A 13,644-nucleotide genomic window follows, 5' to 3' on the forward strand; every position below is an offset into this window, starting at 1 on the left:
ACCATAGCGGTCCATTAGTGATACCAGGAGATTAGAACGCGTTCTCGTCGACTGTCAACGGCGGGCGCCGGCCTCCACCCGACCGTCCGGCGAACCTCCCTCGACCGCTGCGGTCGGATCGTGATCGTCGACCATCGTGGCCTCGTCGAACGGGACCTGGCCGTCGAGCACGGCCACCGCGCGGTCACGGTCGATGGTCTTGGTCCAGGTTCCGATCAGCAGCGTCGCGACGGCGTTGCCGGAGAAGTTGGTGAGCGCGCGCGCCTCGGACATGAACCGGTCGATGCCGACGATCACCGGGACGCCGTCGAGCAGATCGGGCCGGTGCGCCTGGAGGCCACCGGCCAGGGTCGCGAGACCCGCACCGGTCACACCTGCGGCGCCCTTCGACGCGATCATCATGAACAGCAGCAGCGAGAACTGCTGACCGAGGGAGAACGGCGCCCCCATCGCGTCGGCGATGAACAGCGAGGCCATGGTGAGGTAGATCGCCGTACCGTCCAGGTTGAACGAGTATCCGGTGGGAACCACGATGCCCACGGTCGACTTCTCGACACCGGCGTGCTCCATCTTGGCGATCAAGCGCGGCAGCGCGGATTCACTGGAGCTGGTGGCAACGATCAACAGGTATTCCCGCGCCAAGTAGCGGGCCATCTTGAACACCGACAGATTCGCCACGAAGCGCAGCAGCAGTCCGAGGATCACGAAGACGAACAGCAGACAGGTCGCATAGAAGGCCACCATCAGCCAGGCGAGCTGCTTGACGGCCTCGAACCCCGTGGCGCCCACCACCGCGGCGATGGCACCGAAGGCACCGACCGGCGCGAGCCACAGCACCATGACGAGCACCCGGAAGACCAGCTTCTGCATCAGGCCGATCCCGCGCAGGATCGGCTCTCCGGCACCTCCCATGGCCTGCAGCGCGAACCCGACGAGCAGAGCGATCAGCAGCGCCTGCAGCACACTGCCCGAGGTGAGCGACGAGAACATCGTGTCGGGCACGATGCCGCGAATGAAGTCCCACGTCCCGCCTGCCTCATGCGCCTGATCGGCGTACTTGGCGCCACCGCCGGGTTCCGACGGCAGATTCAGTCCGGTGCCCGGTTTGAGCAGATTGCCCACCACCAGGCCGATACCGAGGGCGAAGGTCGACATGAGCACGAAGTAGCCCATCGCCAGACCGCCGATCTTGCCGACCGAGGCCGCCGCCCGCACCGAGCCGATTCCGAGCACGATGGTGCAGAAGATGACCGGAGCGATCATCATCTTGATCAGGTCGACGAAGATGTCGCCGAGCGGTTTGAGGCTCTTGCCGAAGTCGGGGAACACCATTCCCACGATCACACCGGCGATCACCGCGACGATCACGGCGATGTACAGGTAGTGCGTCTTGTCCTTCTTGCGGCGCACCGCCCCGCCGGAAGTATCGTTGTCCGTTGCTGCCGTCATGGCGATCTCCTTCGTCGTGCTTGACGAGTTCTGATCGTGCGGCACACTGTGACCTGGAACACGCTTGTGTTCATTGTGTGCACGAAACGGGTGCACGGATTGCGGACGGGCGGTGAGTGCGCGAGTGGATTCCCGACGGTCCCCGTCGCTCGCCACCCAGGTGTTCCTGGCCCAGGTCGCGTTGCTGATCACCGTCGCCGTGCTGGTCACCGCCCTGGTGGTGTGGGACGATCGCGGTGAGCGCGACCGAGCCGCGCAGCAGCAGACCACAGCGGTGGCGGTCTCCGTCGCCACCTCGCCGGAGACGGCACGCGCGATCGCCTCGCCCGATCCGACGGCGGCGCTGCAAGAGCGCACCTCGGCCCTCGCTCGCCGGCTCGGGGTCGACTTCATCGTGGTGATGGCCCCCGATCGCACCCGGTACACCCACGCCGATCCCGAGCGCATCGGGCAACCCTTCTCCGGCAACATCGACCGCGCACTGGCCGGGGAGACCTTCACCGAGACCTACACCGGCACGCTGGGCCCGTCGATCCGCGCGGTCACGCCGGTGTACGACGACGGCGGCCGCCTGGTCGGCCTGGTTTCCGCGGGCGTGACCCGGGCACGGCTGGGCGATCAACTCGCGGCGACCCTGCCGGGAGTGCTGTTGGTGTCGGCGCTGGCGCTGGCTTTCGCGATCGCGGCATCGTGGTTGATCGAGCGCCGGGTGCGGCGGCAGACGCTCGGCCTGGCCCCGGCCGCTCTGCGCGAGCTGTACGAACATCATGATGCGGTCCTGCACACCCTCACCGAGGGGGTGATCGTGTTCGACGACTCCGCACCGGCGGGACCGGCCGCGGTGGTCAATGACGAGGCCCGGCGTCTTCTCGGCTTGCCGAACGGTGCCGTGCACGCCACCGATCTGCCCGAATCACTGCGCGGCGACGGCGGCCTCACCGACGAACTCCATGTGACCGGCGACCGCGTTCTCCTGGTGAACCGGCATCCGGTGACCGGCCCGACGGGGCGCGTCGGCGTTGTGACCACCCTGCGTGATCGCACCGAATTGCAGGGCGTGCTCGGCGAACTCGACTCGGTGCGCGCCTTCGCCGAGGCACTCAGCGCGCAGGCGCATGAGAACGCGAACCGGCTGCACGCGGTGGTGACGATGATCGAGCTGGGGCGCGGCGACGATGCCGTCGAGGTGGCCACAGCCGATCTCGCCGCCTCTCAGGGCCTGATCGACCGGCTCGCGACCGCGGCCGAACCGGCGGTCACCGCCTTGCTGGTGGGCAAGATCGCCGACGCGGCCGCCGCGGGCGTCGAGCTCACCGTGGCCGAGGGCGCCGAACTCGGCGGCGGTCCGCTCGATGCATCCGAGATGCTCACTGTGCTCGGCAATCTCATCGACAACGCGGTCGACGCCGCGGGGCCGGAGGGATGGGTCGAGATATCCGGCGGCCCGGACGAGACCGGATGGGCGCTGGCGGTCGCCGACAGCGGCGCCGGCATGGACCCCGCGGAGTTCGAGCGGGCTCGTACCCGCGGCTACTCGACCAAGGACGCGAGCGGCCGGGTGCATGGACGCGGACTCGGGCTCGCACTGGTCGATCGACTGGTGCGCCGATACGGTGGGTCGATCACCGCCACCCGCAATCCTGCGACCGTCGAAGTCCATCTGCCTCCGGGGAGTACGCGATGAAGCTGCGGGTCTTGATCGTCGAGGACGAACCGCGGATCGCGGAGGCGCACGTGGCCTACGTGAGCCGGATCGAAGGCTTCGAGGTGGCGGGTGCAGTGGGCACCGCGGCCGACGGGATACGCGCGGTCTCCCGCGCCGCCGGCGCCGGGAACCCGGTAGACCTGGTGCTGGCCGATGTGGGGCTCCCCGATCGCAGCGGCCTGGACCTGGCCGGCGATCTCGCGGCGATGTCACCCCGGCCCGATGTCATCGTGATCACCTCGGCACGCGATATCGACACCGTGCGCACCGCGGTGGCCCGCGGCGCGATGCTGTACTTGATCAAGCCCTTCACCTTCGCGGCCTTCGCGGCGAAGCTGGAGCGCTACCGCGACTTCCGTCGCACGCTGGGCGGCGGCGATGTGGACCAACGTGATGTCGACGCGGCGCTGGCCGCGCTCCGCGATCCGGCTCCGGCGCCGTCGACCCCGAAGGGGCTGGCCGCGTCGACCCTCGGCCTGATCACCGCTGCCGTGCGCGATGCCGGCGAGGCCCTCGGCGCGGGCGAGGTGGCGAGCCGGACCGGAGTATCCCGCGTGACCGCCTGGCGGTACCTGGAGCGGCTCGCCGATGACCGGGTGGTCGAACGGATCACCGACTACGGCGGTCGGGGGCGCCCGGAGGTTCGCTATCGCTGGCTCTAACCGCCGCCGATCCGCGCCGTGATGCGGGCCGCCGCGGCCGTGAGCGCCGCGGCACGCTCGGCGATGCCGGCCTCGTCGAGGTCGGCGCTGACGTAGAGACTGGCGACCATGGCCTGGGCCCCCTCGCCGTCGTAGACCGGGGCTGAGATCACGCTCACGGTGTGCTCACCCGGTTCACTCTCGCCGCGCAGGTACACCCGATCGCCGATGCCCGCCACCACTTCGCCGAGCACGGCACGCAGCTCCGCCGGAATGTCACCGGGCACGCCCGCCATGAGCCGGTACAGCTGTTGCCCCGCGGGGGTGAGCAGCTCCACCAGGTAGCCGTCGGCGCGGCAGGTCTCGATCACCCGGGCCAGCCGGTCGCCATCTGGCCGGGACACGTCTCGGGAGAGCCACGCCTCCAGGCGCCCGGTGCGGTCCCAGAGCACGTACATCAGGCCGATCGGCGGGGTGAACGGGTAGCTGTCTCCCACCCGGACGATGGCGGGCCGGTCGGGATCGACGGCTACGTCGAGCACCGTCACCCGATCGCCGACCACGCCCGACAGCGAAACCGGATGGCCGAACATCGACCACAGCCCGGCCAGGATGTCGCCGCCCGCGGGGTCGGCGCGCAGCGACTTCCGGGCGGCCCGCCCGATCGGGATCAGACCGGGGCCGAGCCGATAACTCTTATCCCGTTCGTCGCGAAGCAAGTAGCCCGAATCCACCAGGGTGGTAACGATTCCCAAGCACGTTGGCTTGCTGAGGCCGACGCGACGCGCGAGCTCGGAGAGGCCGAATCGCTCGGTCTCGTGCCGAGCCAGGAACTCCAGTACGGCCACCACCCGCTCGGCCGGAGGCGACGTCCTGCCGGTTTCCGTCATCCTTGACACCCTCCGCTCCGTGGGCCTACGGTTTTGAAACAAGTTCTACCACATTGGTCCATATTTGAACCAGCCCCTGAGGTGCGAATGTACTCCGAACCGCTCACCTCGGCGATCGCCGAGGCCGAGGCTCTCGTCGCCGCCGCTGCGCACATCGAATCCGAGGCCGATCTCCTGGAAGGCCTGCAGTACCTGGCGCAGGGCGTGGCCGCGTGCATTCATGGCGCCTTCCATTTCGACAAGGACCACCCGTTCCTGCTCAGCGGCACCGGACCGTTCACCAAGATGGGGCTCGACAATCCCGACACCCTGTACTTCGGTGCACGCGTGGACGGTTCCCACGAGTACCTGGTCACCGGCCGTCGCGGTACCACCGCAGACATCAGCTTCCAGGTACTCGGAGGCGGCGAATACACCGACGAGAACGTGCCCGCCAGCACCGTCGCCTTCGACGACCGCGAGCTCACCATCGGCGCCGACGGCCGGTTCGCGGTGCGATTCGGGCCCGGCCGAGCCGGGCCGGACTACTACCACCTGCCACCGGGTAAGGCACAACTGGTGATCCGCGAAGTCTTCGACGACTGGTCGGCCCAGCGCAGTACTTTCGCGATCACTCGCACCGACACCACCGGTACCGCCCCGCCGCCGCTCACCGACGAGCTCATTCGCAAGCGCTACGCCGCCGCGGGCACCCAACTGGTCAACCGCGTGAAGACCTGGCTGCAGTTCCCGCGGTGGTTCTACGATCCGCTGCCGGTGAACACCCTCTCCGCGCCGCGCCTCACCCCGGGCGGCCTCGCCACCCAGTACTCGTCCGTGGGCCACTACCATCTCGCCGACGACCAGGCGTTGATCATCACCGTTCCCCGTGGCGACGCGCCCTACGTCGGCTTCCAGCTCGGCAGTCTCTGGTACATCTCGTTGGACTACATCAACCACCAGACCTCGCTCAACGGCAGCCAAGCGCAGGTAGACCCGGATGGGAACATCCGGATCGTGGTCTCCGGCAAGAACCCCGGCATCACCAACTGGATCGAGACCGTGGGACACCGCCGCGGCTACCTGCAATTCCGCTGGCAACGTACCTCCGGTCCGGTCACCGAAGGCCCCACCGCGCACGTGGTCCCGCTCGACGACGTGGCGCGGCATCTGCCCTTCCACGCGCAGAACACGATCGACGAGCACCGTTGGCGGGCGCGGATCGCGGAGCGGCAGCGCCTCATCGGTGAGCGGATGGTGGGCTGATGAGCGGGCTGGGCCTGGCTGAGAAGGTTGTCGTGATCGCCGGAGCGGGACCCGCACTCGGCACCACCCTGGCGCAGCGGTTCGCGGCGGAAGGCGCCGAGGTCGTACTCGTCGCCCGAACGGCGGAACGACTCGAGGCCACCGCAGCGCAGATCGACGGTGCCGTCGCCATCACCGCCGACATCACCGATGAGGTGTCGCTCGCCGCGCTCGCGGCGCAGGTGCGCGAGCGCTTCGGCCGCACCGATGCGCTGATCAACAACGCCTTCACCTATCCCGCCATGCAACGGCTGGTGAAGACCGACCCCGCGCACATCCTGGAGAGCGTGAACCTGATGGCGCTCGGTGCGCTGCGCACGGTACTGGCGTTCCGGGAGGCCCTCGCGCAGGCGCAGGGCGCGGTGGTGAACGTGAATTCGATGGTGATCCGCCACTCCGACCTACGCTACGGCGGCTACAAAGCGGGAAAGACTGCACAGCTCGCGCTCGCGCAGTCGCTGGCCACCGAGCTCGGACCGCAGGGCATCCGGATCAATTCCGTGGTGCCCGGGTGGATCTGGGGCGACACCCTGCGCGCCTACTTCGAGTACCGGGCCTCCCAGGAGGGCGGCCCGAGCCTCGACGACCAGTACACCGAGGCCGCTGCGGGGTCCGATCTGAAAAGACTCCCCTCCGAGGACGAGGTGGCCTCCGCCGTCCTGTTCCTCGCTTCTCCCGCCGCGTCCGGCATCACCGGGCAGACGCTCGACGTCAACTGCGGCGAATACCACGCCTGAAAGGACGCATCATGACCACATCCCATGCCGGAACCGATGTCGGCACCGTCGATGATCTTCACGAATCCGCCATGCGCCGCACCGGACTGAGCGACTTCGGCGACTCGTCCGACGGCTATCGCGACGCCCTCCAGGTGCTGCTCGACTCCTACCGCGACGAGGCCCGACTCACGCCCGAGGGGTCGAAGATCTCCCGCGTCTTCCTGCGCGGGGCGCTCTCGGCCAGGCTGATCAGCGAAGCCGCGTTCACCGCACATCCCGAGCACGCCGAGGTCACGATCGACCGGCCGATCTTCGTGACCGGACTCCCCCGCTCCGGGACCACCGCACTGCACCGCCTGCTGGACGCGGATCCCGGCAATCAGGGCCTGCAGATGTGGCTCGCCGAGGTGCCCCAGGCCCGGCCACCGCGAGAGACCTGGGCGGAGGATCCGGTCTACCGCCTGCTCGACGAGCAGTACGCACAGCACCACACCGAGCACCCGGAATTCATGGGCCTGCACTACATGTCGGCCTCGGAGGTCGAGGAGTGCTGGCAGCTGCTGCGACAATCCCTGCACTCGGTCTCGTACGAGTGCCTGGCGCACGTGCCGTCGTACGCGCGCTGGCTGGCCCGCCAGGACTGGGCTCCGGCGTACCGGCGGCACAAGCGCAATCTGCAGCTGATCGGCTCGAGCGAACCCGACAAGCGCTGGGTACTCAAGAATCCCAGCCATCTGTTCGCCCTGGACGCGCTGTTCGAGGTGTACCCCGACGCACTCGTGGTGCAGACGCACCGTGCCCCTGAGACGATCATCGCCTCGGTGTGCTCACTGGCCCAGCACGCCACCGCTGGCTGGTCCACGGCATTCACCGCCGAGACCATCGGCGCCGATCAGCTGGACACCTGGGCGCGCGGCCTCACCGCCTTCGAGGATTCCCGCGCCCGGCAGACGGCAGCGGGTCGCGGCGATCAGTTCGTGGACGTGGACTACCGCGATCTGGTGGGCGACCCGTTGGGCACCGTCGCCGGAATCTACGATGCGTTCGGCCTGGATCTCACCGATGCCGCGCGTGATTCGATGTCGGCGATGCACGATGCCAGCCGCACCGGTGCCCGCCGCCCCAATCACACCTATTCCCTAGCCGATTACGGCCTCACCGACGCGGGGGTGCGCGCGCGGTTCTAGCGGATGGTGACGCCGTGCAGGTCGATGTACTTGTAGAGGTTCCAGTCCAGACCTTTCACCCGCGCCGGTGAGACGTAGGTCGCCGGGGAGACCACGAGGTCGATCACGAACTGCTGGTCCAGTAGGTACCCGGTGTACTCGCGCAGTACGCCGGGCCGCGCAGTAGCGTCGCCGTCCTGCAGCCGCGCCACCAGTGCGGTGTATTCGGGCGCTGTGAATTTCGACAGGTTTCCGGCGGGTTTGAAGGGTGCGGCGCCACCTGCCAGCGTCGCGGGATCCGATTGCCCGAACCCGTGCGGGCCCAACCACAGTTGAGCCTTTCCGGTGCGGAGGAAGGGCGAGAATGCGGCCTGTTCACGAGGATCCAGCTCGACTGCGACCCCGACGTCGGCGAGGTCGTTCTGCACGATCGCCGCGATGGCCGGCGCGACGGCCAGGCCCGTCGGGTAACTCAGCGTGAGGCGACGAGGCCCGTTCGCCCCGGCGAGCAGGGCACGGGCTCGTTCGAGGTCGCGGCGGTAGTGACCGGTGTCCTCCTGATCGTAGGCGGGCGAGCTCCGCGCCCAGGGCGCCGAACTCGGCTGAGCCACGCCGCCGAAGACTTCCGTCGCGATCCGCTCTCGGTTCACCGCGTACGAGATCGCCTGCCGCACTCTCTTATCCGCGAGCGATGGATCAGTCGTATTGACGCCCACGTAGTAGGCGGCGTCGTACACGTCGCCGGTAGTGATCCGATACAGGGACTCGTCACGGAATTGGCGCAGTGCCTGCGGAGAGGCGTCGAGCACGAGATCGGATTGGCCGGCGCGGATCGAGGTGAGCAATGCTCCCGAGTCGCGGACCACGCGCAGCGTGACACCGTCGAGCCGAGCCGGGCCACGCCAGTAGTCGCCGTTGCGCACCAACCGGGCGCTACTGGCTATCTCGCGGTCGGCGAAGCGGAACGGTCCAGTGCCGATGAAGCGTGTACCCGCACGCAGTTCGGCGGCGGTCTCCGAATCGACGAGCAGCATGAACTCCAGTAGGTCGAACAGATTCGGCACCGGCCGGGATAACCGCAGGATCGCCGTGTGCGGATCGGGACTGTCCACCGCGGCGATCGCCTTGGCGACGCCCTGCAACTGGGATCCCGCGGCATCGGAGGCGTACACCGATACCGCGTAGGCGATGTCCTTCGCGGTGAGCAGACGGCCACTGTGGAATCGCACGTCGTCGCGCAGGTGCAACGTCAGGCTCCGGCCATCGGGGGCGAACGCCCACGCGCGAGCCACCGAGGGCCGCGGGGTGCGGGTGACGCGGTCGTAGCGGATCAGGGTGTCCCACACCAATAGCCCGAGTGCCATCGTGGTCACGGACTGGCTGTAGATCGACTTGGGGTCGATATCGGATAGGGATCCCAGAACCAGGGTTCCACCGTCGGACCCGGGAGCGGAGTTCGCCTCGCGCGCCTGGTCGACGGCGGAGGAACACGAACCCAGAACACTCACGCCGAGGGCACCGAATCCCGCGAACAGCACCGTCCTGCGACTGATTCCGCTCACTCCCGCCTCTCTCTCCGTGCTCGCTGGGCACCAGGATCCGGCTGCGGGACCGCTGCGACCAGCTCACGCACGTAGTCCGATCGAGGCGTCGCCAGCAGTGCCCGGGCAGGCCCCTCCTCCACCACCTGCCCGCGCCGCAGCACCACCACGCGGTCCGCCACCTGGCCGACCACCGCGAGGTCGTGCGTGATGAACACCGACGCGAACCCGAACTCCGCCTGTAGGTCCCGGAACAGATCGAGGACGTCGGCCTGCACCGAGACGTCGAGGGCGCTGGTCGGCTCGTCGGCCACCAACAGCTCGGGGGACATCGAGAGCGCCCGGGCGAAGGCCACCCGCTGACGTTGCCCACCGGACAGCTCTCGGGGGCGCCGTCGTAGCACCTCGGCGGGGAGTCGGACAGCATCGATCAGCTCGGCCGCCCTGGCCCGGAGCACTGCGCGGTCGCGCTCGCCACCGATGCGCAGCGGCTCGGCCACGATCCGCTCCACCGTCCAGCGCGGATCGAGTGCGGCGTAGGGGTCCTGGTGAATCACCGCGAGCCGACGCGCGGCGATGTCGACGGCGCCGCCGCCGACCCGCTCCAGGCCGAGCAGCACTCGGCCCAACGTGGTCTTCCCCGAGCCGGATTCTCCGACCAACCCGACTACCTCACCCGCTCCGATGGTGAGGTCGACACCGTCCAGCGCGTGTACACCGCCGAACGCGACCCGGAGGTCGCGGACGTCCGCGACCGGCGCCGCGACGGTCTCGGCCGCGGCGCCCGGACTCGACGGAAGCCGCGGGACGGCGGCTAGAAGCTCGCGCGTGTAGCCCTCGCGCGGCGAGGTGAACAGCTCATCGACGGCTGCTGATTCGATGGTGGCCCCGGCCCGGACCACGGTGACCCGGTCGGCCAGATCGGCGACGACGCCGAGGTTATGCGAGATCAGCAGCACGGCCAGGCCGCGTCGGTCGCGCAGATCTCGAAGCAGTTGCAGGATCTGAGCCTGCACGGTCACGTCGAGTGCGGTGGTGGGTTCATCGGCGATCAGTAGCTTCGGGTCTGCCGCCAACGCGAGCGCGATCACCACGCGTTGTTTCTGGCCGCCCGAGAGTTGATGCGGATACTGCTTCGCCCGGATCTCCGGGTCGGGGATTCCCACATCGGTGAGGAGTTCCACGGTTCGTCGCTTCGCCACCCGGCTACTCACCTTTCGGTGTGCCCGGAGCACCTGGTGGATCTGCCGCCAGATCCGCTGCGAGGGGTTCAGTGCGGTCTGCGGTTCCTGGAACACCACGGCGGCACCCGGTCCCCGAAGCTCGCGCAGTTCGGCTTCCGCGAGCCCGATCACCTGCCGGCCGAGGAGCCGAATGCTGCCGGTGGCGTGCACACCGTCGGGTAGGAGTCCGAGGATGGCGCGTCCTGTGAGCGACTTGCCGGAGCCGGATTCGCCGACCAGGGCGACGATCTCGCCCGCCGCGATGTCGAGGTCGAGCCTGTCCACCAGGGTCGTGCCCTGGGGCCCGCTGACGGTGAGGTGCTCGATGCACAGTGGCACGGGATCGGTCATCGACGCCACCCCGCGAATCCACGCGCCACCAGCAAGAGCGCCAAAGAGAGCGCGACGACCGCGACGAGCGGCCCCCAGGCGTATCCGGCGTTCGCGTCCCAGTTGTGGACCGCCCCGGCGAGAACGGAACCGAGCGAGGGCTCCGGGGGTCGTACACCGACGCCGACGAAGCTCAGGCCCGCTTCGACGAAGACTCCCAACGACAGCGCGAGCGCGGTCTGGACGGCAAGCGGTTCAAGTGCATTGGGCAGTACGTGCCGGGTGAGTATCCAGCCCTGGGACGCCCCGGCGATGCGTGCGGCCTCGGCGTACGGAGTCTCCCGCAGCCGAAGCACCTCGGCGCGGGTCAGGCGCAGGAAGACGGGAATCTCGGCGACGGCGATCGCGATCACCACGGTCACGGTGCCCGGCCCGCGCAGTGCGGTGATGAGGATGGCGAGCATCAGAGCGGGAAAGGCCAGGACCACATCCGACAGCCGCGCCAGGACGGTGTCGAGGGCACGGCTGACGGTGCTCGACAACCCCAGCCCGATGCCGACGAGAGCGGCGATCGGCACGGCACTGAAAGTCACGATGAGACTGGTCCGCACACCGTAGAGCACACGGCTGAGCACGTCCCGGTTGAGTTCGTCGGTTCCCAGCGGGTGGCCGTCTCCGGGCGGCAGGAGATTCGCGCCGGGGATCTGATGCAGCGGGTCGACAAGGCCGAGCAGGGGTGCCAGTAGCCCGGCCAGAACCACGACGATCAGGAGCACCGCACCCGCTATCAGCGTGCGCGGGGGCTTCATCCGGTTCTCCGCGTGGGATCGAGAATCCGGTAGGAGATATCGGTGAGTAGTGCGATCACGATGAAGGCGGTTACCGCGACTAGCAGTACCGCCTGCACGACCGGGTAGTCACGGGCGGCGATCCCCTGCCCGAGCAATTGTCCCAGGCCCGGCCACGCGAATATGGCCTCGACCAGGACGGCGGAGCCGATCAGTTGTCCGGCCTGGACCCCGAACACAGTGATCACCGGCGGTAGCGCGTTGCGTGCGGCGCCGTGGACCAGGATCCGCCGAGTGGGGACACCCGCGGCGCGCGCGGTGAGCACGTAGGGCTTGGCCCACTCGGTCCGCAACGCCTCGGAGAAGAACCTGGTCAGGGTGGACGCCACGGGGATACCGAGGCACACGGCCGGAAGCAGGAGGTACTGCACAGTGATGCCCGGATCCGCGAAATAGCCTCGCGGTGGGATGCCTCCTGCCGGCAGGACCGGCCATACCACGGCAAAAAGTTCCACCAGCAGTACGCCGGTCACGAAGGGGGGCAAGGCTATTCCCAGCACTTCGAATCCGGCGACGGCAGCGCGCAGCCATCGCGCCGACGAGGCGACGGTGGCGAACGAGAGGAGCGCGGCGATCAGCGCAGCGATCGCCAACGCGGCGAGAGCGAGTGCGGCGGTGTTCCGCAACCCGTCGGCGAGCAGGGAATCGATCCGCCCACCGATCACATACGACGATCCGAGGTCGCCACTCACCGCGCCGCCGAGCCAGCGCAGGTACTGCGTGATCAGCGGCTGGTCGACGCCGAGTTCGGCGCGCAATGCGGCGAGCGTCGCGGGTGAAGCATCGGCGCCGGCCAGTGCTACCGCGGGATCGCCCGGGACCGCGTGCAGGACGGCGAAGATCACCACGGAGGCCAGCAGCAGGGTCAGGGTGGCGACGCCCATTCGACGCACGAGCCACCCGGCCCGTGCGCGGCCGACCCCCAGCGCTGCCATCCGAGCATTCAACACGGCGCGGCGCGAACGCGCTACCGTTGCAGACCGGATGAGCGAAACTCAGTCGGCGCCACCGAGGGCGTCACGCTCATAACCGGATCGGACTGCGCGATCTGCGGAGCGTACTTGGTCGGGAACCAAGAACCGATCGAGTACATCTTTGACCGGCTGCGGTGCGGCGGTTTGCAATCGGTGCAGCAGCCCGACGGTGCGCGGCACGTGCACCTCGAACCGGGGCCGTGCCACGGTATCCGCAATGGCGGCGGCGATCGCCTCCGGGGTGAGCATCGCCGCCGCGCCCGTGGTGGTTCCCGCGGCGAGGGCGGTGTCGACCACAGCAGGCATCACCACGCTCAGTTCCACACCCGTGCCGCGCAACTCACGCCGCGCAGCCTTGAGGAAGCCGTAGACACCGTGCTTGGTGCCGCTGTAGGTGGCTTCTCCGGCCGGGCTGAGTTTCGAGGCGGCGGAGGCCACCGTCAGGATGTGCCCGCGGCCGCGCGAGAGCATCCTTCGCGCCGCCAGCCGGGTGCCCGTGATCGGCCCGACCAAGTTCACCGCCACCTGCCGCTGCACCGACCCGGCGGTCTCATCGAGAAACGGGCCCACCCACATCACGCCGGCGTTATTGATCAGCACGTCCAGCGTGCCGCCGGATTCGGCGATATCGAGGAAGGCGGCGAACGAGGCCTCATCGGTCACGTCGAGGGTGACCGCGTCGGCGCGCCCTCCTGTCTCGCGGATCTCGGCGGCAACGGCCTCGGCCGCATCCCGGTCGAGATCGCCCAGCACCACCCGTGCACCGCGGGCGGCCAGCAGCCGGGCGGTGGCGGCGCCGATACCCGCGCCCGCCCCGGTGACGGCGACGATCCTGCCGGTCATGGAGGGCTCGGCCATACGCATGTCCTTTCGT

The 13,644-nt window shown here is 68.8% G+C and carries 12 protein-coding genes; 5 read left to right on the forward strand and 7 right to left on the reverse strand.

Annotated elements, in window-relative coordinates:
* Positions 1-54 precede the first annotated feature (54 nt).
* Positions 55-1,449 (reverse strand): C4-dicarboxylate transporter DctA, encoded by a 1,395-nt coding sequence (locus TPAU_RS17980; protein ID WP_013128169.1) that lies wholly within the window; start codon positions 1,447-1,449, stop codon positions 55-57.
* 124 nt (positions 1,450-1,573) lie between these two features.
* On the opposite strand from TPAU_RS17980, the gene TPAU_RS17985 reads away from it, so the two are divergent.
* Together TPAU_RS17985 and TPAU_RS17990 are read left to right on the forward strand one after the other, a co-directional pair.
* Positions 1,574-3,133: a sensor histidine kinase gene (locus TPAU_RS17985; protein WP_013128170.1), complete on the forward strand. Its 1,560-nt coding sequence runs from the start codon at positions 1,574-1,576 to the stop codon at positions 3,131-3,133.
* The gene (locus TPAU_RS17990) at positions 3,130-3,816 is read left to right on the forward strand and encodes a response regulator (RefSeq protein ID WP_013128171.1); all 687 of its coding nucleotides are present in this window, start codon (positions 3,130-3,132) and stop codon (positions 3,814-3,816) included. The genes TPAU_RS17985 and TPAU_RS17990 overlap by 4 nt, the downstream gene beginning before the upstream one ends.
* On the opposite strand, the gene TPAU_RS17995 is transcribed toward TPAU_RS17990, so the two are convergent.
* Positions 3,813-4,685, reverse strand: coding sequence for a helix-turn-helix domain-containing protein (locus TPAU_RS17995; RefSeq protein WP_013128172.1), 873 nt, complete (start codon positions 4,683-4,685; stop codon positions 3,813-3,815). The genes TPAU_RS17990 and TPAU_RS17995 overlap by 4 nt on opposite strands.
* Positions 4,686-4,772: 87 nt before the next feature.
* Here TPAU_RS17995 and TPAU_RS18000 point away from each other — a divergent pair, with 87 nt between their 5' ends.
* The 3 genes from TPAU_RS18000 to TPAU_RS18010 are packed head-to-tail and all read left to right on the forward strand — an operon-like array spanning position 4,773 to position 7,875.
* On the forward strand, positions 4,773-5,930 hold the full coding sequence (locus TPAU_RS18000) for a hypothetical protein (RefSeq protein ID WP_013128173.1): 1,158 nt from the start codon (positions 4,773-4,775) through the stop codon (positions 5,928-5,930).
* On the forward strand, positions 5,930-6,706 hold the full coding sequence (locus TPAU_RS18005) for an SDR family oxidoreductase (protein ID WP_013128174.1): 777 nt from the start codon (positions 5,930-5,932) through the stop codon (positions 6,704-6,706). The genes TPAU_RS18000 and TPAU_RS18005 overlap by 1 nt, the downstream gene beginning before the upstream one ends.
* Before the next feature lie 11 nt (positions 6,707-6,717).
* A complete protein-coding gene (locus TPAU_RS18010; protein WP_013128175.1) occupies positions 6,718-7,875 on the forward strand; it encodes a sulfotransferase family protein in 1,158 nt (385 codons plus the stop codon).
* Here the strand turns inward: TPAU_RS18010 and TPAU_RS18015 are convergent.
* Genes TPAU_RS18015 through TPAU_RS18035 form a run of 5 tightly spaced genes read right to left on the reverse strand, consistent with a single transcriptional unit; the run spans position 7,872 to position 13,628 of the window.
* A complete protein-coding gene (locus TPAU_RS18015; protein WP_013128176.1) occupies positions 7,872-9,416 on the reverse strand; it encodes an ABC transporter substrate-binding protein in 1,545 nt (514 codons plus the stop codon). The genes TPAU_RS18010 and TPAU_RS18015 overlap by 4 nt on opposite strands.
* Positions 9,413-10,969: an ATP-binding cassette domain-containing protein gene (locus tag TPAU_RS18020; RefSeq protein ID WP_013128177.1), complete on the reverse strand. Its 1,557-nt coding sequence runs from the start codon at positions 10,967-10,969 to the stop codon at positions 9,413-9,415. Before TPAU_RS18020 ends, TPAU_RS18015 begins: the two co-directional genes overlap by 4 nt.
* Entirely contained in the window at positions 10,966-11,757 is a 792-nt protein-coding gene (locus tag TPAU_RS18025) for an ABC transporter permease (RefSeq protein WP_013128178.1), read from the reverse strand. The genes TPAU_RS18020 and TPAU_RS18025 overlap by 4 nt, the downstream gene beginning before the upstream one ends.
* Positions 11,754-12,731, reverse strand: coding sequence for an ABC transporter permease (locus TPAU_RS18030; RefSeq protein WP_013128179.1), 978 nt, complete (start codon positions 12,729-12,731; stop codon positions 11,754-11,756). The genes TPAU_RS18025 and TPAU_RS18030 overlap by 4 nt, the downstream gene beginning before the upstream one ends.
* A gap of 60 nt (positions 12,732-12,791) precedes the next feature.
* Positions 12,792-13,628, reverse strand: a complete 837-nt coding sequence (locus tag TPAU_RS18035) for an SDR family oxidoreductase (protein WP_013128180.1) — start codon at positions 13,626-13,628, stop codon at positions 12,792-12,794.
* Between the last annotated feature and the right edge of the window lie 16 nt (positions 13,629-13,644).

Source organism: Tsukamurella paurometabola DSM 20162 (assembly GCF_000092225.1).
Classification (GTDB): domain Bacteria; phylum Actinomycetota; class Actinomycetes; order Mycobacteriales; family Mycobacteriaceae; genus Tsukamurella; species Tsukamurella paurometabola.